This window comes from Methylotuvimicrobium sp. KM1, from assembly GCF_044788715.1.
GTDB lineage: Bacteria > Pseudomonadota > Gammaproteobacteria > Methylococcales > Methylomonadaceae > Methylotuvimicrobium.
Genome location: NZ_CP173170.1, coordinates 3,628,578 through 3,653,363 on the forward strand (window position 1 = coordinate 3,628,578; position 24,786 = coordinate 3,653,363).

15 protein-coding genes and 3 tRNA genes are annotated in these 24,786 nt (G+C 47.5%); 4 read left to right on the plus strand and 14 right to left on the minus strand.

The window, feature by feature from the left end:
- The first annotated feature begins 252 nt into the window (after window positions 1-252).
- The gene (locus ACINK7_RS15530) at window positions 253-1,644 is read left to right on the plus strand and encodes a LysM peptidoglycan-binding domain-containing protein (protein ID WP_404356601.1); all 1,392 of its coding nucleotides are present in this window, start codon (window positions 253-255) and stop codon (window positions 1,642-1,644) included.
- A 57-nt stretch (window positions 1,645-1,701) separates the two neighbouring features.
- Here ACINK7_RS15530 and ACINK7_RS15535 read toward each other — a convergent pair whose 3' ends face one another.
- The 4 genes from ACINK7_RS15535 to ACINK7_RS15550 form a co-directional block, all read right to left on the minus strand.
- Entirely contained in the window at window positions 1,702-3,315 is a 1,614-nt protein-coding gene (locus ACINK7_RS15535) for an ABC transporter ATP-binding protein (RefSeq protein WP_404356603.1), read from the minus strand.
- The gene (locus ACINK7_RS15540; protein ID WP_404356605.1) at window positions 3,312-4,643 is read right to left on the minus strand and encodes an ABC transporter permease; all 1,332 of its coding nucleotides are present in this window, start codon (window positions 4,641-4,643) and stop codon (window positions 3,312-3,314) included. Before ACINK7_RS15540 ends, ACINK7_RS15535 begins: the two co-directional genes overlap by 4 nt.
- Window positions 4,643-5,623, minus strand: a complete 981-nt coding sequence (locus ACINK7_RS15545; RefSeq protein ID WP_404356607.1) for an ABC transporter permease — start codon at window positions 5,621-5,623, stop codon at window positions 4,643-4,645. The genes ACINK7_RS15540 and ACINK7_RS15545 overlap by 1 nt, the downstream gene beginning before the upstream one ends.
- A 170-nt stretch (window positions 5,624-5,793) precedes the next feature.
- Entirely contained in the window at window positions 5,794-7,944 is a 2,151-nt protein-coding gene (locus tag ACINK7_RS15550) for an ABC transporter substrate-binding protein (RefSeq protein WP_404356608.1), read from the minus strand.
- A gap of 92 nt (window positions 7,945-8,036) precedes the next feature.
- Between ACINK7_RS15550 and ACINK7_RS15555 the strand changes: the two genes are divergently transcribed.
- On the plus strand, window positions 8,037-8,819 hold the full coding sequence (locus tag ACINK7_RS15555; RefSeq protein ID WP_014149471.1) for an enoyl-ACP reductase: 783 nt from the start codon (window positions 8,037-8,039) through the stop codon (window positions 8,817-8,819).
- A gap of 417 nt (window positions 8,820-9,236) precedes the next feature.
- Here ACINK7_RS15555 and ACINK7_RS15560 read toward each other — a convergent pair whose 3' ends face one another.
- The 9 genes from ACINK7_RS15560 to ACINK7_RS15600 all read right to left on the minus strand — a co-directional run bounded on the left by ACINK7_RS15560 (window position 9,237) and on the right by ACINK7_RS15600 (window position 18,388).
- Entirely contained in the window at window positions 9,237-11,099 is a 1,863-nt protein-coding gene (locus ACINK7_RS15560) for a SurA N-terminal domain-containing protein (RefSeq protein ID WP_404356610.1), read from the minus strand.
- A gap of 493 nt (window positions 11,100-11,592) precedes the next feature.
- Window positions 11,593-11,669: transfer RNA gene (locus ACINK7_RS15565), tRNA-Asp, on the minus strand.
- 8 nt (window positions 11,670-11,677) lie between these two features.
- Window positions 11,678-11,753: transfer RNA gene (locus ACINK7_RS15570), tRNA-Val, on the minus strand.
- Between the two features lie 13 nt (window positions 11,754-11,766).
- Window positions 11,767-12,039: an HU family DNA-binding protein gene (locus tag ACINK7_RS15575; protein ID WP_404356612.1), complete on the minus strand. Its 273-nt coding sequence runs from the start codon at window positions 12,037-12,039 to the stop codon at window positions 11,767-11,769.
- 181 nt (window positions 12,040-12,220) lie between these two features.
- A complete protein-coding gene (lon, locus tag ACINK7_RS15580) occupies window positions 12,221-14,638 on the minus strand; it encodes an endopeptidase La (protein ID WP_404356614.1) in 2,418 nt (805 codons plus the stop codon).
- A gap of 235 nt (window positions 14,639-14,873) precedes the next feature.
- Window positions 14,874-16,145, minus strand: a complete 1,272-nt coding sequence (gene clpX, locus ACINK7_RS15585; protein WP_341327972.1) for an ATP-dependent Clp protease ATP-binding subunit ClpX — start codon at window positions 16,143-16,145, stop codon at window positions 14,874-14,876.
- A gap of 83 nt (window positions 16,146-16,228) precedes the next feature.
- Complete coding sequence (clpP, locus tag ACINK7_RS15590) at window positions 16,229-16,876, minus strand: ATP-dependent Clp endopeptidase proteolytic subunit ClpP (protein ID WP_404356616.1); 648 nt, start codon at window positions 16,874-16,876, stop codon at window positions 16,229-16,231.
- Between the two features lie 18 nt (window positions 16,877-16,894).
- Window positions 16,895-18,190: a trigger factor gene (gene tig, locus ACINK7_RS15595; RefSeq protein ID WP_404356618.1), complete on the minus strand. Its 1,296-nt coding sequence runs from the start codon at window positions 18,188-18,190 to the stop codon at window positions 16,895-16,897.
- A 113-nt stretch (window positions 18,191-18,303) separates the two neighbouring features.
- Window positions 18,304-18,388, minus strand: a tRNA-Leu gene (locus ACINK7_RS15600).
- A gap of 498 nt (window positions 18,389-18,886) precedes the next feature.
- On the opposite strand from ACINK7_RS15600, the gene ACINK7_RS15605 reads away from it, so the two are divergent.
- On the plus strand, window positions 18,887-20,587 hold the full coding sequence (locus tag ACINK7_RS15605) for a tetratricopeptide repeat protein (protein WP_404356620.1): 1,701 nt from the start codon (window positions 18,887-18,889) through the stop codon (window positions 20,585-20,587).
- Between the two features lie 803 nt (window positions 20,588-21,390).
- Here ACINK7_RS15605 and norR read toward each other — a convergent pair.
- Window positions 21,391-22,914, minus strand: a complete 1,524-nt coding sequence (gene norR, locus ACINK7_RS15610; RefSeq protein WP_404356622.1) for a nitric oxide reductase transcriptional regulator NorR — start codon at window positions 22,912-22,914, stop codon at window positions 21,391-21,393.
- An 856-nt stretch (window positions 22,915-23,770) separates the two neighbouring features.
- Here norR and ACINK7_RS15615 point away from each other — a divergent pair.
- On the plus strand, window positions 23,771-24,772 hold the full coding sequence (locus tag ACINK7_RS15615; protein WP_404356624.1) for a hypothetical protein: 1,002 nt from the start codon (window positions 23,771-23,773) through the stop codon (window positions 24,770-24,772).
- Window positions 24,773-24,786: the final 14 nt, after the last annotated feature.

Consider the following 24,786-nt stretch of genomic DNA (forward strand, 5'->3'; position numbering starts at 1 on the left):
ATTTCGTGCAATGAATTTAAAGATATAGATATGCCTAAGACTAATTCTAACAGGTCATTGACGCTTTTTTCGTTTTTGATTTTGACGCTCTCAGCTGGTTGTACTCAACAACCTACCAAAAGTTCACTTAGTATTAGCCAAAAACCTCCGCTCGTTAAAAAAGATGATTACAAACCACGCCTAAATAAACTGAAATTCGCCAAGTCCAAAAAAAGCTTATTCAAATCTGGCAACCATACCATTTGGGAACGTTTGGTCTCGCTTTACGCACTGCCCGAAATCGAGAATGAAAGGATTGACAAGGAAATCAACTGGTTTCTTAAAAACCCGGAATACTTAGTACGCGTGCAAAAACGCGCCGAACCTTACCTGCATTTGATTTTAGAAGAAATTGAATCAAAAAATATCCCTGGTGAATTGGCCCTGTTACCGGTAGTCGAAAGCGCATTCCGGCCCGACGCCTACTCTCCGGCACATGCCTCAGGGCTTTGGCAATTCATTCCGGAAACCGGCCGCTTGTATGGCCTCAAACAAAATAATTGGTATGACGGACGCCGCGATGTTTATGCTTCCACTCAGGCGGCAACCAAATTCTTAAAAGACCTCGGCGATAATTTCGAGGGCGATTGGTTGCTCGCGCTGGCTTCTTATAACTGGGGCCGAGGCAATGTGCAAAAATCGATAGACAGAAATCTAGCCCAGGATTTACCTACCGATTACTGGTCATTGAAAATGCCCAACGAAACGTTTAACTATGTGCCGCGATTGTTGGCTGTTGCGAAAATTTTCGCTAACCCGGATCAATACAACATCCCGTTGTATGAGATCCCCGACCAGCCTTATTTCGAAGTCGTCGACTTGGACACGCAACTCGACTTACAAAAAGCCGCCGAACTCGCCCAAACCAGCGTCGACGAAATTAAACGCTTGAACCCGGCCTTCAAACGCAACGCTACCGCACCAAACGGCCCACACCGTTTATTGATACCAGTTGATCAAGTATCGATTTTCAAAGAAAACCTAGCCAAGCTTCCGGTTGCGCAACGCTATACTCAAGCATCCGTAAAGGTAGTACCGGACAAAACTCGCGTCAAAGCCGCCGCGAGTCGCAAAATTAAACATAAAATCCGCCCTGGTGAATCATTGGGCTTAATCGCCCGGAAATACAAGACTTCAGTCGGCGCTATTCGCACAGCTAACCGCCTTGGCAAAACAGACCACATTCAATCGGGAAAATCGCTGATCATACCAGCCAACGGAAAATCGACCATTGCCGCCAAGTCAGCACCAGCCACTGCAAAACCAATCATTTACACAGTCAAACCCGGCGATACTTTCTGGAAAATATCACGGCAATTTTCAGTTAGCACTCATGAGATTTATCAGTGGAATAAGTTAAATGCAAATTCTAACTTAAGAGCCGGACAAAAATTGACGATCCATAAAGGCTCACAAATCGTCGCTAAAGCTAACTCCTCTTCGCAACCGGTTAACTATACCGTACAGCCGGGTGATTCTTTGATGCAAATTTCGCGAAAATTCAAAGTCCCGGTTAGCGATTTGTTGAAATGGAACTCGACCAGCGTCGACAAGATTTTGAAGCCGGGTCAACAACTGAAAGTATTAGCCGACAAATCGACTTAAGATTTGGCCCCATTTAGAGAAAAAAGGCAGGAGCAATTATATTGCCCTTGCCTTTTTTTATACATTCTTGTTTTGCAAGCGCGGAACCGCCGCCAATAATTCGCGGGTATAGGTATTTTTCGGATTCAGCAGTACCTGTTCGACTTCACCGTGCTCGACGATCTTGCCGCGATACATCACCGCCACCTCGTCGGCAATTTCCGCAACGACACCAAGATCATGCGTAATAAATAAATAACTCACGCCTTGTTCTTTCTGCAAATCCTTCAACAACTCGATTATTTGCGCCTGAACCGAAACATCCAACGCGCTAGTCGGTTCGTCGCAAACAATCATTTTTGGTTGCACGGCCAGCGCTCTGGCAATACAAATTCGCTGCCGTTGACCGCCTGAAAATTCATGCGGATAGCGATGCGCACTATCAGGCGGCAAATCAACCCGTTCGAGCAAGTCAACAACTCTCGCATGTCTATCGACTGCACTAACCTCGGGATACAAGGCTCTAATTCCTTCATCGATAATCTCGCTAACCAACATTCTAGGATTCATCGACGAAAACGGATCTTGAAACACGATTTGAATATCGGCACGCTTGCGCCGCAAAGCTTCACCGGTCAGCTTATGCAATTCGATGCCGTCCATGACTACCCTTCCCGAATAAGCCGGAATCAAATTCAATAGCGCCTTGCCGAGCGTCGTCTTGCCGCAACCCGACTCGCCGACCAATGCCAATGTCTTCCCATGTTCAATTTCGAAGCCAACCCCATCAACGGCCCGAACATGGCCGACAACTCGCTTAAAGATCCCTTTTCTAATGGGATAATAGACCTTGAAATCATCGATCTTCAGTAGTGGGGGCTTTTGCTCTCTCTTATGACCGAGACAACTCTCCATCGACGGCAAGGCATCAAGTAATTTTCGCGTATAAGGATGCGAGGGATTTTGAAATATTGAAGCGCTCCGTCCTGTCTCGACAATTTTGCCTTTTTGCATCACGGCAATGCGATCGGCCATCGTCGAAACCAATGCCAAATCATGACTAATCAACCATAACGCCATGCCGGTCTTCTGTTGAATCGACTTAAGCAGCGCCAAGATTTGCGCCTGAATCGTCACATCCAGCGCGGTCGTCGGTTCGTCGGCGATCAATAAATCGGGTTCGCCGGCTAAGGCAATCGCGATCATGACCCGTTGCCGCTGCCCCCCCGATAATTGATGTGGATATTCACCGACCCGCTTTTCAGGCTCCGGAATCTCAACCCGCGTCAATAATTCGATGACGCGTTGCCGAATCGCTTGTTTCGTCATCGAGAAATGTAATTTAAGCACTTCAGCAATTTGTTCACCGACCGTCATCACCGGATTAAGCGATGACATCGGATCCTGAAAGATCAATGCAACACGCCGACCGCGAATTTTGCACAACTCATATTCGGCCTTGCGTAATAGATCGACGCCATTCAGATTGATTTCATCAGCATTGACGCTTGCATTGACCGGCAATAACCGCAATACCGATAACGCGGTAATCGACTTGCCGGAACCCGATTCTCCAACGATTGCAAACGTTTCACCGGCATGCACCTCGAAGCCAATGGCATCGACCACCGGATTACCGGAGCCGAATTTGACTGTTAGATTTTTAACTTCAAGAACGGGGCTTCGATTCATCCCATGCGCCTCGGGTCGAATGCATCCCTGACCGAATCGGCGAACAGATTCGCGGCAAGTACCAGCGTAAACATAAATAGGAACGATGCCGCCAACGACCACCAAACCACCGGTTCGCGCGCCATTTCAAGCCGGGCACCGTTAATCATATTACCCCAACTATGCGTGGTCGGATCGACACCGATATTGATATACGACAAGACCGCCTCAGCCAACACCAAAGAACTAAAGTCGAGCACGACCGAAATCAATACGATATGCATCACGTTCGGCAGAATATGCCGGAATAATATAATTCTTCGTCTGACACCGAGCGCCGAAGCCGCCTGCACATACTCCATCTCGCGAAGTTTCAGCGTTTCGGCGCGCAGCATACGGCATAGTCCCGTCCAATTGGTCACACCCAAAATTATGCATAAAAACAGTAGCCTCATATCGGCGCGAACGATCAAGCTGGTGAACTGCTCTTCATTTTTCGCCATATAGACTTGCACGACCAGAATCGAGGCGGCAATCAACAATACACTCGGAATCGAATTGAGGGTCGTGTACAAATATTGAATCGTATCATCGACCCATCCTCGGAAAAAACCCGCGAGAATACCAAATACGATTGCCAGCGGCAGCATAATCAGCGTCGTCAGCGTCCCGATAACGAGCCCGGTTCTAATGCTTTTAATCGCCTGGTACAACACATCCTCACCAACTTTATCGGTGCCTAACACATGATAATACGACGACAACTCAAGCAATGTACCGCACACCGTCACGATCCAAAAGACGGTCCAAGCAACAGCCTTGACTGAAGCTTGACTGATTAAAGCATTTTGCCGACGCCGAAACTTTTGCACCAATAAGACAAGCACGATAACCGCAGGAATTGCGCTTTTAATGAAACCGATAGACGCCTTCATTAAAACATCGTAGAACAACTCGGATTCCGGATCATCCAAATGAGCCCCGCCGTATTGCAATCGCGGATAAGCCCATACCGGACTGCCATCTTCTAGCACCATTAACTCCTTGCCGAAAAGATGGGCAGCAAATGGTGCCGAATAGGTCTTTTCGCCATGCAAACGAATCGGCGATAGCCATTGATCTAAAACACTGACGATTTCATTGGAATCCTTCGAATGTAAATGCATCGAGTCGAGCAAACCCACCGCCACGAAAAATAGCAGCACCGTCAGCGATACCATGCCGGTCTTACTCGTGCCTATTTGCCTTAACGGCCGGCTCATTCGAGGGTTGCGCAGCATATAAACCGACAATAAGATCATGCCGAGCAGCAACACAAAAATAAGCGCATCGGTCCATAAAACAACCATTATGACAACCTGACTCTAGGGTCTACTAAAGTATAAGAAATATCGGTTAATAATAGCCCAACGATATAAAGCACCGAGCCAAGAAAGACCATCGACCGGACAATCGCGAAATCCTGACTGTTAATCGCATCGATCGTATAACTACCCAGGCCAGGAATACTGAAAAACGACTCCATGATCAAGCTTCCCATAAATAACAACGGCAGCACCACGACCACGCCGGTCAAAATAGGTATCATTGCGTTTTTTAACACATGCCGGAATAACACTTGGGTCTCGGACAAGCCTTTGGCCCTAGCGGTTCGCACATAGTCCTTTTCAACCTCCTCCAAAAACAGCGTTCTGTACCATCTCGCCCCGGAACCGATGCCGGAGAGCACACCGATGACTATCGGTAGCGCTATGAATTTCAATGCTTGCAAGCCCCCATCGTAGCCGGAAATCGGCACCAGCCTCAGCACCTTGCCGATAAAAAATTGTCCGCCGATGATATAAAACAATGACGATACCGACATCAACACGACACAAAGCACAATACCGCCGAATTCAAGATAAGATCGGCGAAACAAAACCATCAGCAAAGCGACGCAAATATTCGTGATCAGACCCAGCAATAAAGTCGGCAATGCCACTGCCAAACTGGGCCACATCCGCTGCTTGATATCGGCACCGATATTACGCCGATCACTGTCGGAAATTCCGAAATCGAACCAAAACAAACCGGCCGATTTTTGAAAAAAAATTGTTTCAGTGATCTTGCTTGCCCCGCCTGCCTCAGCGTTCCATAACAGCGGCAAATGATAACCTCGCTGCTGCTTCCAGTTTTCGACGGCTTGCTCGGTGACGTGCTTGTGCCCGAGTTGCATACGCGCCATATCGTTCGGACTGTTGACGACAAAAAACAGGACGAACGTCAGAATGTTTACGCCCAGCAATAGCGGAAATGCATATAAAATTCGTCGGATGATATATTGAATCATCGTTAGGTCTCCAAAACCTTGTATACCTTTCGCACTTCAAATTTCGGCAGCGCCTAAGGAGGCACCGGGGGGCCTGGCAAAGGCTTTGCCTACATGGACGTATTCACGGCGTCCTTTGACGGGCCCCCGGTGCCGAATTTTGCTCTACGATGGGTATAAATCAATAAAAACTAATGAGCAACCGCTCTAATTTTACGGCGATAAGCGAGTACTGCCGGAACAATCAAGACCGCTAACAACAATAAAACGAGCACAATAGGCCAGAAAACCGGCTGATTCCACTGCTGTCTTTTTTCGGTACGGATGGCTGTATCGATGCGAACGTACTTTAGACGATTATTCGCCATTAAATTCGGCTTCACATTTTTATACCACTGGTGATAAAGAATGAAATCTTTCGGGTAAAAGCCGAATAACCACGGCACATCATAACGAACTTGTTCTTGTAATTTCTGAATCAAGCGAAAACGCTCATCCGTGTTATCCATATTACGCATTTTTTCGAATATGCGATCGAACTCCGGATTTTGGTAATTGCCGGTATTTTCACCGCCGAATTGCACTTTTCCGTTTGGTCCATAAAGCAGAAAAAAGAAATTCTCCGGATCTGGGTAATCGGCATTCCAACCCCACATATAAATTTGCGCATTGCCGGCACGCATTTTTTGTTGAAAACGATTGTAATCGGTCCCACGTATGACCAACTTAATCCCTAATTGTCTAAATTGCTTGCGAAACCAGTTCAATCTCGACCGATCATCGATACCCGACGAGGTCGTGTCGAAATACAGAATCAAGGGTTGGCCGGTTTTGGGGTCAATCCCCCCGGGGTATCCGGCCTCAACCATTAATTGACGAGCCGCCTCAATACTCTTTCGCTTTGGCCTGCCGTCCACCCAATCGTAAACATAGCGATTGAGCCCTTCCTGCCCTTCGGCGTAGCCGAATATACCCGGCGGCAAAACGCCCTGCGCGGCTTCGCCGCGACCATTCATGAATATCGAAATAAATTCCTCATAGTCGACCGCGATAGCGATCGCTTGGCGTAACTTTCTAGCCTCATCGGACAAACCACCGACTAGGCTATCCAGCATATTGAAGCCCATATAATAAATTGCGGTCACCGTCGATGTTTTCAATTGAATGCCTTTTTCTTCCATCGAGCGGGTCAAACCCACTTCGCCGCTGCCGGAAAATTGCACGGCTTGGTCGAAACTATCGGAGGCGATGCCGGATGCATCATAGTAACCTTGCAGGAATTTTTGCCAGTAGGGAATCGTTTCCTTTTCCAGCGTAAACACGACTTTATCGATAAAAGGCAAGGCCTTGCCGGCATCTTCGAGCAAGCCTTGCTCTCGGTCTTCCGGTTCACCTTCGTCGGGATAGGCTTCGAAACGAAAATTGGGGTTTTTTTCCAGCACCATGCGCCGATTCGGATTATTTTCCGCCAATAAAAAAGGTCCGGTACCGATTGGATACCAATCGAGCGTGATGTTTTTTTCGATCAAACCATCCTGATGATAAAAAACATCCGCTTCCCAAGGCATCGGCGCGAAAAACGGCATTGCCAACCAATAACTGAATTGCGGATACTTTCCGTTGATTCGAATTTTGTAACGGTACTTGCCCAACGCTTCCACGCCGGAAAGTTTCCGCTGCATTAATTCACCGATTTCGACATCTCGGGTAGCCTCATAAAACTCATCGAATCCGACAATATACTGCTTCATTAATTCAGCGATCGGAGATTGAATCTTCGAATAAGCCAGGCGTTTGATTTGATAAACATAATCTTCAGCCACCAACTCCCGGGTCTCTAACTGATCGAAATCAGCCAACGCGGTTATGTGCGTTATGTCCGAATCACTCAATGTATGATATCGATACGTTCCGTCACTGTTTTTGGCAAACGCCGGATGCGGCTGATAACGAATTCCCGGTTTGATTTCAATCAGATAATCGGTAAAGGCAATATGCGCTTCCGCAGCGTTTTCAGGTAACGGGTTGCCATCGACATCAAGATAGACTACTTCCGGCATTTGCATCGCGGTCAACGGTACCAATTCATAAGGCCTTTTGAGGTAGTGATATTGAAATGGCGGCTCATAAATCTGTCCGAGAAACGTATATTCGTTGGCGCTATAGGAAATCGCCGGATCCAGATGCTTCGGCCGCTCGGTAAATGCAGAATAAAGCACGGCCAAATCAGCGTCTTTTTTGGAATAAGGATTATTTAATTGCGAGATATCGCAAGCACTTAAGAATATGGCAAACGCCGACAAAACTGCTTTTACACCGATAGTTTTAGATTTTATGTTCATCAGCAGCGTATTCATCCACAAAAGGCTGGACATCAAATTAACGGTTAGAGATACTTTGCGTTATTCTAACAATAAACCAATGGAGAGATCATATGGGTTTCATGCAAGGCAAACGTGTCTTGATTGTCGGCTTGGCCAGCAACCGCTCAATCGCTTGGGGTATTGCCAAGGCAATGCACCGTGAAGGTGCCGAACTGGCATTTACGTTCCAAAACGACAAATTGCAAGAACGTGTCGTCAAAATGGCCGCCGAGTGCGGCTCCAATATCACTGTCGAATGCGATGTCAGCAATGACGACCATATTGAAGGCGTATTTAAGGAACTGGGCAAGCATTGGGATGGATTGGACTGCATCGTGCATTCGGTGGCTTATGCGCCTAGAGAAGCGCTGGACGGCGATTATGTCGAAGCCACGACCCGAGAGAATTTCCAAATCGCTCACGATATCAGTTCTTACAGCTTTACCGCACTAGCCAAAGCGGGCCGACCGATGATGAAAGGACGCAACGGCGCCTTGTTAACGCTAAGCTATCTAGGCGCCGAACGCGCGATCCCGAATTACAATGTCATGGGGGTCGCCAAAGCCAGCCTGGAAGCCAATGTCCGCTATATGGCCGTAGCCTTAGGTGCCGAAGGCACCCGTGTCAACGCGGTTTCAGCCGGCCCCATTAGAACACTAGCCGCTTCAGGCATCAACAATTTTAAGGCGATGCTGAGTAAAGCGGCCGATACGTCTCCTTTGAAAAAGAATGTCACCATTGAAGAAGTCGGCAACGCAGCGGCATTTTTATGTTCGGACCTGGCTTCCGGCATCACCGGAGAAATCACCTATGTTGACGCAGGCTATAACATAGCAGGTTTAGCTGCATCCTAATTCTTTCCAAGAATAACGCTGTCAAAAAAGGGAGCTTAAAGCTCCCTTTATTTTACTGTGAAAGTATGCGAACCGAAGCGGGTGCGGTTGCTCGATCGACAGGCGTCGGCGGCAGGGCAGATTTTTGCTCCTGCAAAATCTGCATTCATGCCATCCTTGGCAATCAGTCGCCGCCGTCGAGCCTACATGGACGTATTTACCCAGCACCTAAATTATCAATGTAATCAATCATGGCCAATAGGCTATGGAATTTAGGTGCTGGGTTTACGGCGTCCTGTCGGGCGAGTGACCGTACCCAGCCATTCCTCGCACTTTCATTTGCCGGGGCGATGGCCGGGCCTTCATGAACGTTATGCCGTTTTTAAATCCGATAAGGCAACGCTTTTGCTAAAACGCTGCCCCAAGATCCGGACTCCATCATTTTGATCGGACAATTACATCGGCCTTTTCTTGCAAATTTGCCATTACCGCACTAAATAACGACTGACCTAACGCATTGGCAATATTTTTGGTTGCCAATTCCATGCGTTTTTTGTCTTCTTCAGTCATCTTGCCATCGGTAACATTCTGCAAGCTCACCAACACTTGCTCACCGCTGCTCAAAGGCGCGACAAAAAGATTCGGCTGATCAGCGACAGGTTTGGCGGCTTTAAAAACAGCCTGCAAAAGTTCGCCAGGAACTTCCGAACTGGTGCGCGACAAGCCTTTTATCGATTTGTGACTAACATCGTTTGCTTCTTCGGCTAATTTCTTCAAGCTCTCGCCGGCTATTGCCCGGCTTTTAAGATCGAACACGCGCTCTTCAGCCTGCCGTATAGATTTCGATACCAACAACGCTTCGATGACGTCGTTCCTGACTTCAGCCAGTTCGCGCACGGCAGCAGGTTGATGATCCTTGACATGCAATACGATCAATCGATCGCCCTCCAACTCGAGCGGCTCGCTGTTATTGCCTTTCAAGACATCTTCAGAAAATGCCGCATTACGAACCATCTGTTCCGCAGCGATCCCTTCGCCTTGGTCACGGGTAAAGAGTTTCGTCGTTTTAATAGTCAACCCTAAAGCGTCCGCTACTTCGAGCAAGTCTTCGGAATGCTCATAACTGAACTCCGTCAGCGTTTGCCCAAGCTCGTAATATTTATTTTCGGCTTCCGTTTTTTGATAGGATCGTTTTACTTCATCCTTAACGTCCTCGAAAGATTTAGTTTCTCGGGGAACCAGTTCGGTCACTTTAATCAGGTGATAACCGAAAGCAGACCTAACCGGATCGGAAACCTCACCCAACTGCAGCGCACTCGCAGCATCCTCGAAAGCTTTTTCCATCACGCCGGCTTCGAACAGTCCTAAATCACCGCCGGATTTTGCCGTTAATTTATCATCGGACAAAGCTTCCGCAACTTTAGCAAACGATTCGGTTTGCAATTGCTGTTTCGCTGCCTGAGCCTTTGCCAACGCCGCCGCATCATCGGTTTCACTAGTCACTGCAAACAGTATGTGGCTGATTTTTCGGCGCTCTTTAGTGCTGAAAAAATCCTTTTGCTCTTCATAAAATGCCCGCAATTTATCGTCGACAACTTCGACCGCGTCGGCAAGCTCAATTAGCGATAACTCGATATAATCGACCGAAACTTGCTCGGGGGTACGATAATTATCTTGATATTGCCGGTAAAAAGCCTCAATTTCTTCTTCACCGGGCTGCTCGTCAATCCTTTTGACCGAAACGGTCAAATATTCAATATCCCGTAGTTGATTTTGAATTTTAAAAAAACTTTCAACATCGTATAGTGTGGCAAAACTGCTTTTAACAACCGCATGTTGAAACTGCTCCATCATCAATGCATTCTTAATTCTGCCTACAAACTCCATCGAAGACATGCCTTGAGAACCCAGTAATGCTTGGTATTGGTTTTTATCAAACCGGCCATCAACCTGAAAGTAATCCAAGGACTGGATAAAATCCCTAGCCGTTTTATCGGTTATCACCAAGCCTTGCGATTGCACATGCTGCAAAAGCACCTCATCTTGAATCAATTTTTGCAGCGCTTGCTGCTTAAGCGTTTCTTCTTCAATATCCAAACCTTGCAAACTTTGACTGAATTGAGCGTAAGCTTTAGATACATCGCGTTGAAAAAAATCTCTATCGCCGACCGATGCAACCGGAGTTTCTTTCCCGACATCGACATAGTTTTGAATTCCCCATAAAGCAAAAGGCACTGTGATTGCAATCAGAATGACCCACGAGAACACGCCCTGCGCTTTTTCTCTTATCTTTGTCAGCATATGCTAGATCCTTAAATAAAAGTAACTTGATTTGTAAGAACACTCATGTGCATTGATTCTTAGGCTACCGCCAAATTTCCATTCGACCCTTGTTATACTTTTCGTAGATCAAAATTCGGCCCCGCCCTCCCCGTCAAAGATCCAGCACCTAAATGATCCAAGATAGTTAACCATAGCCAATGAGCTATTGGAATTTAGGTGCCGGGCCTGTCAAGCGAGTTGCCGAATCCTCAACAAGCTCATAGCCCCAATACGTTATTTATCTCGAAATCCTTAGGTGCTGGGCGAACCCCTGCGCTCTCAACAGCAGTAATTAAAACGCTTGGTTTAGGGTCTGGATGATCCTTTCCATGCGAGTTTGGCGGCAATCTGAACGCCATAACCCAGCTCCTCCAGAAATTAGGATGCTCTTCCGATCAGATTGGAGTAATAGCTACCTTTAATCGACGCAAAAAAAAACCCCGAACCGTGTAACGGCCCGGGGTTTTATATTTGGCGGAGCGGACGGGGCTCGAACCCGCGACCCCCGGCGTGACAGGCCGGTATTCTAACCAACTGAACTACCGCTCCTAAGTCTGTGGTGGGTGCTGAGGGGATCGAACCCCCGACCCTCGCCTTGTAAGGGCGATGCTCTCCCAGCTGAGCTAAGCACCCGACTAAAGAAGCACTAGTTTACAGCATCTTTTAAAGATTTACCAGCTTTAAATGTAGGAATTTTTGCAGCACTAATGGTGATTTCTTCACCTGTTTGCGGATTACGTCCTTTGCGCTCTGCTCTTTCTTTGACAGAAAACGTACCGAAACCAACCAACGCTAAAGAATCGCCTTTGCTTAAAGCTGTTGTTACCGCAGTTAAAAAACCATCTAAAGCACGACCGGCATCCGCTTTCGTTAATCCTGATGAATCCGCGATAGAATCAATAAGTTCAGATTTATTCATTATTCCCCCTAGGAAATTATTAAAGTTAATTGTATAAGCAAAGCGCTTATTCTCTTATGTCGCCCCCCGCTACATAAGAAAGCGGACATTTATATCAACACGACTCCTTAAGTGTCAAGCTTTAAACTCTCCAGACCAGGCATTTTCAGGTTTTACCCACACTTTAACAAAAAAAGGTCGATTAATGCGCGGTTACATTCTGTTTTTTTGCTTTAGCAGCTGCTTCGGTTTTTTTTGCATGTTCAATCGATTTTTTCTTATTGCCGGGAACCGGCATGTACTGCAACGCTTCAACCAAGACCTCATCGATCCAGTGTACACATTTAATCGTCAGCTTTTCTTTTATATTTACCGGAATCTCGGCTAAATCTTTTTCATTTTCCGCCGGAATCAATACCGTAGTAATGCCTCCGCGATGAGCGGCCAGCAGCTTTTCTTTCAGACCGCCGATAGGCAATACTTCGCCTCTTAATGTGATTTCCCCCGTCATTGCTACACTAGCCTTAACCGGTATTTTGGTCAATGCGGAAATAATCGCGGTACACATACCGATACCGGCACTAGGCCCATCTTTCGGTGTCGCCCCTTCAGGGACATGAATGTGAATATCGTTTTTTTGAAAAACTTCATTATCGATATCGAGCACAGCCGCACGACTTCGCACCACCGTCATTGCCGCCTCGATAGACTCTTTCATCACATCACCGAGTTTTCCGGTTGCGGTTTGCTTGCCTTTACCCGGAATAACAGCCGTCTCAATCGTCAGCAATTCGCCGCCAACCTCGGTCCACGCCAAACCGGTCACTTGGCCGATTTGATCATGCTCTTCCGCCAATCCGTAATTGAAACGCCTAACGCCCAAATATTTACCCAGATTAGTCGAATCAACTAGTACCTTAGCGTCTTTTTGTTGAAGCAACAAATCCTTAACGACTTTACGGCAAATTTTAGAAATCTCACGCTCCAAGCTTCTGACACCGGCCTCTCGGGTATAGTAACGAATGATATCCCTGACCGCCGACTCATCAATATCGATTTCTTTTTCTTTCAAACCGTTATTTTTGATTTGCTTGGGAATCAAATAACGCATCGCGATGTTGATTTTTTCATCTTCAGTGTAGCCGGCTAGACGAATAACCTCCATGCGATCAAGTAATGCCGCCGGAATATTCATCGTATTGGCCGTCGCTACAAACATCACATCGGACAGATCGAAATCCACTTCTAGATAATGATCCGAAAAGGTGTGATTTTGCTCCGGATCGAGAACCTCTAACAATGCCGATGCGGGATCGCCACGAAAATCGGCAGCCATTTTGTCGATTTCGTCCAACAAAAACATCGGATTTCGCGTTTTCACCTTAGCCAAATTCTGCAGAATCTTGCCGGGCATTGAACCGATATAAGTTCGCCGGTGCCCACGAATTTCGGCCTCATCCCTAACCCCGCCTAATGCCATGCGTACATATTTACGATTAGTTGCACGCGCAATCGATTCGCCCAACGAAGTCTTGCCGACACCAGGAGGACCCACTAAGCATAAAATAGGCCCCTTCAAGCGTTTAACTCTTTGTTGCACGGCCAAATACTCAAGAATCCTTTCTTTCACTTTTTCAAGTCCGTAATGTTCGGCTTCCAATACCTCTTCCGCCACTTTTAAATCATGCCTAACTTTTGTCTTCTTTTTCCATGGCACATTAACCATCCAATCGATATAGTTACGCACCACAGTCGCTTCGGCCGACATCGGCGACATCATTTTCAACTTATTGAGCTCAGCGGTCGCCTTCTCTTTCGCTTCCGCCGTCATGCCCGCCGAATTGATTTTCTTTTCGAGCTCTTCGATTTCGTAAGGCGCATCGTCCATTTCTCCCAACTCCTTTTGTATCGCCTTCATCTGTTCATTCAGATAATACTCCCTTTGGTTTTTCTCCATTTGCTGCTTGACGCGCCCGCGAATACTCTTCTCCATTTCGAGTAAATCGACTTCGCCCTCCATCAGAGTCATCAATGCTTCCAAACGCTGCTGAATATCGGACAATTCCAAGATCGTTTGTTTATCGGAAACTTTCAGCGTCATGTGAGCCGCCACGGTATCGGCGAAACGCCCCGGATCGTCAATACCGGCCAGCGCATTCAACACCTCGGGAGGGATCTTGTTGTTCAGCTTGACATATTGATCGAAAGATCCCATTGCAGTACGTTGCAAGACTTCCTGCTCTTGCTCAGACATCGTAATAATGTCATTAATCTCGGAGACCAGGGCCGAAAAATAACCGTCGGAAAACTCATATTTATCTACCTGGCAGCGTTTACCACCCTCGACTAGCACTTTTACGGTTCCGTCAGGCAATTTAAGCAATTGGAGGATATTCGCCAATGTTCCCACCTGATATAAATCAGTAAAATCCGGATCATCGACTTCGGCTTCCTTTTGTGCGACTAAAAGCACTTGCTTGTTATCCTTCATTGCCGAATCGAGCGCGACAATCGATTTTTCCCTTCCCACAAATAATGGAATCACCATGTGCGGATAAACCACGACATCTCTTAACGGCAAAACCGGCACGATCATTTTTGTTTGATGTATAACTGTCATTTCAATAAGCTTCCACAAAAGGGGTCATTTATTATTTCTTAATAACTTTAATATAAGGCCACTTATTAAAATAGCAAGTTTTGAACGAATAACCATCGCAATTAAGCATAAAAAAGGGCTTTATATGTAACATATAAAGCCCTTTTCATCTAATCTTAGCTAACCAAATTTTTAGCGGGGTAAAACTCCCTAATAAGCCGATTCCAAGATTTGATGCGTGAAAGGCATAGATCGATTAGGAATCCGAAGCCGCTTTTTTTATCTCGGATTCATAAACCAAAATCGGCTTAGACTCGCCCGATATCACGCCCTCATCCACGACTACCTTTGTGATATTTTCCGCTGAAGGCAGCTCATACATTGTATCCAACAGGACATTTTCAACGATGGTCCTCAACCCTCTTGCTCCGGTTTTTCTTTCCATAGATTTGCGAGCAATGGCATGCAAAGAGTCCTCTCTAAATTCCAATTCGGCGCCTTCCATTTCAAATAAGTGCTGATATTGTTTGACGAGGGCGTTCTTAGGTTCGGTTAAGATCTTGACTAACGCTTCCTCATCCAATTCTTCAAGCGTTGCAACAACCGGCAGACGACCGACAAACTCGGGAATCAAGCCATACTTGATCAAATCCTCCGCTTCGACCTGGGCAAAAATTTCACCGACATTCTTGTCGTTATCCTTGGCCTTGACCTCGGCGGAAAAACCGATGCCGCCTTTTTCGGAACGGGCCTTGATAACCCGATCCAATCCCGCAAACGCGCCACCTACGATAAAAAGAATATTCGCCGTATTGACTTGCAAAAATTCTTGCTGAGGATGCTTGCGACCGCCTTGCGGAGGCACTGAAGCTACGGTACCTTCGATCAGTTTCAATAACGCTTGCTGCACACCCTCACCGGAAACATCACGCGTTATCGACGGATTGTCGGCCTTCCTGGATATCTTATCGATTTCATCGATATATACGATACCCGATTCCGCCTTTTCGACATCGTAATCGCACTTCTGCAGAATTTTTTGGATGATGTTTTCGACATCTTCGCCGACATAACCGGCTTCGGTTAATGTAGTCGCATCGGCGATCGTGAAAGGAACATCCAGCAATCTTGCCAATGTTTCAGCCAGCAGGGTTTTACCCGAACCGGTCGGACCGATAAGCAAAATATTACTCTTCGCCAGTTCGACCTCATCTTTCCTGGATTTGCTGCGTAATCGTTTATAGTGATTATAAACCGCAACAGCCAAAGTTTTTTTGGCACGTTCCTGCCCGATGACATATTCATCCAGCACGTTTTTAATTTCTAACGGTTTCGGCAGAGAGCCATCGCCTTCTGAAGACTCATCCAACAATTCATCCCTGATAATATCGTTACACAACTCGACGCACTCGTCGCATATGTATACCGAGGGACCTGCAATCAGTTTTCTGACTTCATGCTGGCTTTTACCGCAAAAAGAACAATAAAGAAGCTTGTCGTCATCTTTACCGCTTTTGTCATTACTCATAAATAGACTCCCACATACCCCAAGACTGAAGTATTCGCATCAATCGATTCAGTAAAAAGGATATCCCGAACATTAGCAAATTGTTATTTGACAGTTTCGCCGATACGGCTGGTCAACACCTTATCGATCAACCCATATTCGACCGCATCGTGCGCACTCAAGAAGTTATCCCTATCGGTATCCAAACGAATCTTTTCGATGGGCTGGCCGGTATGTAAAGCCAAAACTTTATTGAGCTTTTCTCTTATTGATAATATTTCACGAGCATGAATATCGATATCGGAAGCCTGCCCCTGAAAACCGCCTAAAGGCTGATGAATCATCATGCGCGAGTGAGGCAAACAAAAACGTTTACCTTTAGCGCCGCCAGTTAACAACAACGCCCCCATACTAGCGGCTTGACCGATGCACATCGTACTGACATCGGGCTTGATAAACTGCATCGTATCGTATATCGACATACCTGCGGTTACCGAACCGCCCGGAGAGTTAATATAAAGATGAATGTCTTTATCCGGATTTTCCGATTCGAGAAACAATAACTGCGCAACAACTAGATTAGCCATGTAATCTTCGACTTGGCCTACCAAAAAAATCACGCGCTCTTTGAGCAATCGGGAATAAATATCGAACGAACGCTCGCCCCGAGCTGTCTGTTCAATGACGATCGGGACCAAACCGCCGGCCGCCTGTGGCTGCATGTTATTATTTAACTCATTTCGATAGTGCATTTGCATTCCTAAGATCTGTTACTTCTTGCCCATGATAGCATCGAAACTGACTTTTTCATCGGTGACTTTCGCTCTTTCGACAATCCATTCAACGGTTTGGTCTTCCAAAACCAGCTGTCGTATTTCATTCAGACGATTTTCATCGGAATAATACCAATTAATAACATCCTCAGAACGCTCGTAACTTTGCGCCATATCTTCAATCGTCGATCGCACTTTCGCTTCATCGACTTTAATATTGTTGGCCTGGATAACCTCGCTCAGAATCAAGCCTAAAGCAACTCTTCGACGCGCCTGCTCCTCAAAAACATCCTTAGGTAATTCAGACTCCTCTAGCTTGCGATTTTGCTTTTTGGCATTTTCAACATAGGGCTTGATTATTTCCTCGACTTCCTGATCGACAAGCGTTTTAGGCAATGAAACCGAAATATTGGCATACACACTATCCATTACGGCAGTTTTCAGGTTGTTACGCAAAGCTTGCCTCAATTCCCGCTCCATGTTGGCCTTGACATCCTCTTTAAAGGTCGTTAAATCGCCATCTAAAACTCCGTAATCTTTCAGAAATTCGGCGTCTATTTCAGGAACCACAGACTCTTCAACCTTGGCTACAGAAACTTCAAACTCCGCAGACTTACCTGCCAACTTGGCGTTGCCGTATTGTTCAGGGAATGTCACGGTAAAAGTTTTGACGTCGCCGGCACTCAAACCAATCAGATTATCTTCGAATCCGGGTATCATTTTGTTAGCACCGATCTCAACAGGATAGTCGTCGACTTTGCCATCGGTGAAATTTTCACCTTCGCTAACACCAGAAAAGCTAATCCAAACTTGATCATTAGCTTGAGCTGGACGCTCTACAGGAGCCCAAGTTTTGTTTTGATTTCTGATTTGCTCGATCATGGCGTCAAGATCGACTTCCTCGACAGACGCCACTTTTCGAACCACTTCGATACCGTCAATTCCTTGAAGAGATATCTCGGGATAGACTTCGAACTCCGCCGTGTATTGGAAGCCCTCCGACTCATCGATTGGCTGAATATGCGGATATCCTGCCGGTCTTAAATTTTGTTCTTGCAGGGCTTCAAAATAAGTCGACTGAATCAAATCACCCGCGATTTCTTCTCGAACCCTATCCTTGAACATTTTTTTAATGACATGCTGAGGTACTTTGCCCGGCCGAAAACCATCCAATTTGACTTCGCGCGCCAAGGATTTAAAACGGCTTTCCATTTTATCCTTAACGACCTCTTCAGGCACGCTCACGGTCATTTTTCTGCTTAATTCCGATGTTTTTTCGACAGAAACCTGCATTTTTTACCTCAGCTATTTTGATACGATTGGATTAAGACGCCTGATAAAGGCTTAAGACTTGGGAAAGTTAACGTTGGGAACACTAACTTGAAATGTATGTATTTAGAATTTATTGGTGCGAATGGAGAGACTCGAACTCTCACAGGCTACCCTACTGGAACCTAAATCCAGCGCGTCTACCAGTTCCGCCACATTCGCACATCAAATGAACGCGGCATTATATTCGATATCCGCTATTATACAAACCTTTTTTTGAAACCATTTATTCATACTTATCTCACATCAACCTGAAAAGAGCAGTTGGCATGTGTTGTAGACCGTTCGTACTGAGCCAAGTCGAAGCACGAAGGGTCTACAACACTTTCATCGGCCTGGTGAAACCTCAAACTACCGTTCACCCTTCGACAGGGCTCTCCTGAGCGCAGCCGAAGGGGCTATCCTGAGCGCAGCCGAAGGGGCTCTCCTGAGCGCAGCCGAAGGGCTCAGGGCGAAGGTAGTTTGAGGCTCTCAACTGCTCTTTTTAGGATCAAAGTTTCGACAGCGCTTATGGCGGCCCACTCCATTTGTTACAGTGACAGACATAACTGAATATGCACAAAATAACTTCTACAAATAGTAGGCTTTGCGGCGGTTCGATGGCTCGCTTGACAGACGCCGTGAACCCAACTATAAACAATAAAACTAACATAGTGATTCATGAGCAACGACAGTCCACGAATCGTCATCGCCCTCTTATCGCAACACACACTAAAGAAAAAACGCATGCATGATTTAACAAAGCTCTTGTTTTCGGCGCTGCTGCTCCATGGCTGCCATAACGTACAAGTCGAAACCGTACCGTTGTTCGACAATTTGGGTGACCACCGCTATCCGATCGCCACTTCATCGACTGCGGCACAACGCTATTTCGACCAAGGCTTGATTCTAACCTACGGTTTCAACCATGCCGAAGCGGCTCGTTCGTTCCGTCAAGCCTATTACTTGGACCCGAACTGCGCCATGTGCTATTGGGGCGAAGCGCTAGTCCTTGGACCGAATATTAATGCGCCGATGGACCCAAGCAGTGCCCCACAAGCCTATGCATCGGTACAAAAAGCGATGACACTCGCCGATTCGGTCTCCGACAAAGAAAAAGCCCTGATTCATGCCTTAACCAAACGTTATGTAAAAGAGGCGCCGGCAGACCGGGTGTTTCTCGATGAAGCCTATGCGACGGCTATGCGCGAAGTGGCTCAACGCTTTCCTGACGACCCCGTCATCCTCTCTCTATTTGCCGAAGCTTTGATGGATTTGCATCCATGGGATTTTTGGACCAACCAAGGCGAGGCCAAACCTTGGACAGCGGAAATTATATCGACGCTAGAACAAGCTCTGGCTATCGATGCCTATAATCCACTCGCCAATCATTTATATATTCACGCTCTCGAGGCCTCACCGTTCCCCGAAAAAGCACTTCCGAGCGCTCAACGCCTGCCGTCCTTAGTCCCATCTTCCGGCCATTTGGTACATATGCCGGCGCATATCTATATCCGCACCGGGCGCTACCGCGATGCGATTTTGGCCAATCAGCAAGCTGTTAAATCCGATCACGGCTATTTGAGTCACAACCATACCGAAAGCATCTATACCCTTGCCTATGTCCCGCACAATTATCATTTTTTATGGGCTGCCGCAATCAAAACCGGACGCAAGGCATTGGCTACCCAGGCGGCCGCCGATACTGCATCCAAGGTCAAACCGGAATTGTTGCGCACGCCCGGTCTGGACGGAACATTGCAGCATTTTTCGCTGATTCCGCTCTATACGTTAGCTTTGTTCGGAGAATGGGAGACTATTTTAAAAGAGCCCTTACCGGCTGCTGATTTACTCTATCCGAAAGGCATCTGGCATTATACGCGCGGACTGGCTTTACTCAGAACAAATCAAGCCGAGCCCGCCCGTCAGGAATTGGCTCAACTTGAAAAAATCTTGAACGATCCAGCTATTGCCGAATTGAAAGTGTTCGATTTAAACCCGGTCGCATCGTTGTTGCGAATCGGATCGGAAATTCTGAGTAGCGAACTGGCCGCCGAAAGCAAAGACTACGACAAAGCCACTGCCCATCTCAAGCACGCAATTGAACTCGAAGACGGCCTCAATTATACCGAACCCAAGGATTGGTATTTGCCGCCGAGGCAGGTCTTGGGGGCGATTTTACTCGAAGCGGACCGACCGCAAGAGGCCGAACTCGTTTATCGCGAGGATTTGCGGCATCATCCGCAAAACGGCTGGTCATTATTCGGACTGGCGCAAAGCTTACGCGAACAGCATAAAAACCGCGAAGCCGATGAAATCGATACTCAGTTCCGGCACGTTTGGGCGGAAGCCGATGTCGAACTGACCGGTTCACGGTTTTAGGCAATTTCCAAGAATGAACATATCTTGATGACCTAGGATTATTACTCATAAACGACCTTAACAATTTATTCACAAATCTTGTGGATAACTTTGTGCATATTTTGATGATTACTGCCCTAAACCCCTATAAATATTACTACTCAGTTAAATTGACTAATTTTTTCGCTAATCCATTACTGTGAAAGTTCGTAGATTTAGACTCATTATCTAATTTGTCGATATACAAAACTTCGTTCTGGCAATTCCGGTTCCGAAGAGGGTGCGGTTGCTCGATCGACAGGCGTCGGCGGCAGGGAGCCGCCGTCGAGCCTACATGGACGTATTCACGGCGTCCTGTCGGGCGAGTGACCGCACCCTCCGCCACCAGAGAACTTTCATTTGCCGGAGCGATGGCCAGGCCTTCATGAACGTTACTGTGAAAGTTCGCAGTTTTGCATTACTTATCTAATTTTTCGATATGAAAAAACAATGTCGGTTCCGAAGAGGGTGCGATTGCTCGACCGGCAGGCGTCGGCGGCAAGGACAGCCGCCGTCGAGCCTACAGGGACGTATTCACAGCGTCCTTTAGCGGACACCCAGGCGCCGAATTTTGATCTACGATGGGTATACTCAAACCTAAATATCGAAAGCGTTATCCCGGCAGATTGCTGGCTTTCAGACTACAAAGATGTAGATGCCAATCACTAGGCGCCACCTCTGGCCTCGGCAGTTAATGCCGTAACTCCGCCAGCAATTAACGGAAACATAGCCTTTTTCAAGCTACTATCCATAAAAGCGGCTCACAAAGCCCACGCCATTCATTATCATTTGATCGCCAAACGTTTAGCCAAACGGTGCAAATTGCCTCGATCGACACCAAGACGACGGGCCGTTTTCGCCCAGTTCGATCCCTCTTCGAGATAAGCAGTCCTTATCAATTGCCGTTGAAACTCATCGACCGCCTGCGACAACGAAACGTTTTTAACATCAGGCATGACCGACTCGACTTGTTTAACCGTCTCATGCTTCTCTGCGAGATCCAAATCGCCTGGCTCCAGTATCACCGAGCGCCCTCGTATCGACGAAGCCCTAAGCACCGCACGCAATATCACATGCTCCAATTCTCGAACATTACCCGGCCAACGGTAATCTTGCAGGACTTCGACAGTTTCAGCGGCCAATCCGGCGTGAACCAAACCTAAACGCACCCTGGCCTGATTAAGGAAATACCGGGCCAGCACGGCAATATCGACGATACGTTCACGCAACGGGGCAACATGCAATGGATAGACACTCAGTCTGTGATACAAATCGGCGCGAAAACGGCCTGCCTTGACTTCCTCGGCCAACATTCGGTTTGTGGCGGCAATGATCCGCACATCGGTTCGATGACTCTTGTCGGAGCCGATACGCTGGATTTCACCAAATTGCACCGCGCGCAACAATTTCGCCTGTATCGTCAGCGGCAATTCGCCGACTTCGTCCAAAAATAGCGTACCGCCATTGGCTAATTCGAATTTACCGGCGCGGTCGTTATTCGCGCCGGTAAAGGCCCCCTTCACATGACCGAATAATTCGCTTTCGGCCAAGGCTTCAGGCAAAGCCGCGCAGTTGACATAAACCAAGGGCTGCTCGGCTCGCGGCGAACGGGCATGAATGATACGCGCGATGACTTCCTTACCGACACCCGTTTCGCCCAGCAGCAGCACGGTCAAATCGGAACCGGCGACGATATCGATCTCGCCGCTCAATTTCCGCATTGCCGGACTTTCACCCAAGGTTTGATTACTGCGCTGTAGGTTCTCGTTGACCAACTCGCTAGCGACTAATTCACGGTGCTTCGCCAACTGCTCCAAACGATTGATATACGATTCATATCGCAGCGATACCGTTGCCAAGGCAGCAAAAATACGAAACACGCTGTCTTCGATATGATCAAAGGCACCGGGCTCCAACGAATCTGCGGACAACACTCCGAATAGAGTGTTTTCATTATATAAAGCGCAACCGACACAGGCATGAACCCCAATCGTCCCATTCGAGTCGTTACTTAGCAGACCGTCATAAGGATCGGGCCTCGGGTCGTTGACCGGAAAATGCACCGGCACCCGCGACTGCATGATGACCGATAAACGCGGATGAAACTCCGGTTGAAACTGCATATCGAGGACCTTGGGAACAAGACCGCGTGTCGCGACAGGGATCAATAGACCGTCTTGATAACGCAACAGAGCACACGCATGATTGCCGGTAATTCTGGCAAACACATTCAAAAATTCGGTATAACGCTCACTCATCGACAAATTAGCCGTCAAGGTGAGCACTACTTCACGAATAGCATTATCCATTTCAACAACCTCAGACTGACCTGATCAAGATATCGTGTTATTTAAACACAAACAGAGTCAATATGACACTGAACTCTACATCGCACTCCTCTAGTCCGTGCAACACTTGGTTCAGCAAATTCCTTTGGCTTAATGTGAAAGCACACGATCGCTGAAAATCATGGAAACGGAGCGTCAGCGAAGTGATGATTTTTAGTCCCCGATAGCCGTAGCGCCGGGTGTTTTGCCGGAGTCTGCGCGAGTAGCGCAGGTGGAGGCAAAATACAAGGCATCGCGACACGGCGTAAAGCCATTTGTGGGAGTGCTACGGAGCCGCATCGAGTATACGATGATGTGGCGTAGTGGCACGGACGCAGGGCGAATCGGGGCCGCCGAAGGCAATAATCGCCAAGCAATTTTTCGCTGCTGAAATCGGACGGACCCCATTTCAGCTTTCGCGAAAAATCTTGGCGCGCTTGTCGAAGAGGATGCGGTTGCTCGACCGGCAGGCGTCGGCGGCAAGGACAGCCGCCGTCGAGCCTACACGAACGTATTCACGGCATCCTGTCGGGCGAGTGACCGCACCCTCATCACACACCTCGCACTTTCATTTGCCGGAGCGATTGCCTGACTTTCATGAGTGTTACGGTAAACCCTATTTCATCGAAATAGTGTCATTATAACAACCGTCACTAACAATATAAAAAATATCCGTTATTATTCAATAATATACATATAGGCCCAATAATTGCTTAGCTACTCCTCAAACTATGACGGAACGCCCCAATCAACATACTCAATAGTTTATCCGATACCAAAATCATTTACCGGCACCGTTATTTGCAGCAATCGAATAACTCAAAACAGGAGTACACCGATGTCAGAATCAATCTTGAACACGGCGCTAAGCCCCAACACAACCAATAGACAAGCCCTTGATTACCGGATACTTTTTACTCGTTTCGGCAAACGGCAACCCAACTGCATCAAAATTATCATGACCGGCATAATCGTGTCATTACTTCCAATAGCGCTATCCGGCTGCGCGGCCTCGCCGCTCAAGGCACCGGCATACAAAACCGCGCACTTACGCCAGATTCTTGTCGTCCCAATCGAAACGCCGCCGCTCGAAATCGTTCCCGACCCCATCGACGACCGTCTGCCGGTGCAGCGTCACTTCCGAAACATGGAGATCCCAACACCCTTGACCAAAAAGATCTATCTCAATCCGGGCAAGCTGCTAGTCTCGGGATTAATCAGCAACGAAGATGTCGTTTCCGAATTCGCCTTCGATAACGAGCAAGATGCGCACCGCCCTTCGCTATCGCTCATCGACCAAGACTATTGGCTACCGAGCCTGGCCTTGGCTGAAAACCTAGTGACGCAGTTGACCTTAAATAACATCGAATCCCAATTGAGTCACCATTATTACCGGTTACCTAAGTCCTCCTCGACTCGGTTCAGTAGCGACCCGGCCGACTGGCGCAAATCGGTTGCACAGTGGTACGAGCGACCCCAGTCTTCGATCGACTACCGCTCAATGAAGGACTCGGCCGGTTTTGATGCGGTTCTCGAAATCGGCATCGGGCATTACCGGATCTTCGAGGGCCAAACGGCGCTCCAGATCCTGATGCGTCTCGTCGACCCGATCGACGGCACGGTTTATGCCAGAACCAGTGCGGAAACGTATACGATTTCCGGCTCATCGCAAGCCCTACTCAACAACGAAGGCCAACGCTTCAAACAACTGATTAGCGAGATGGGGATGCGACTGGTCGACCGCGGGCTCGTTAACATCGGCTTGCCGCTTCGGAAAACGACTCTGCACAAATCTAAAATACCCTTCGTCGAAGCTCCGCCGGTCAATGCACAATTTTAGCCTTGTCTCGATAT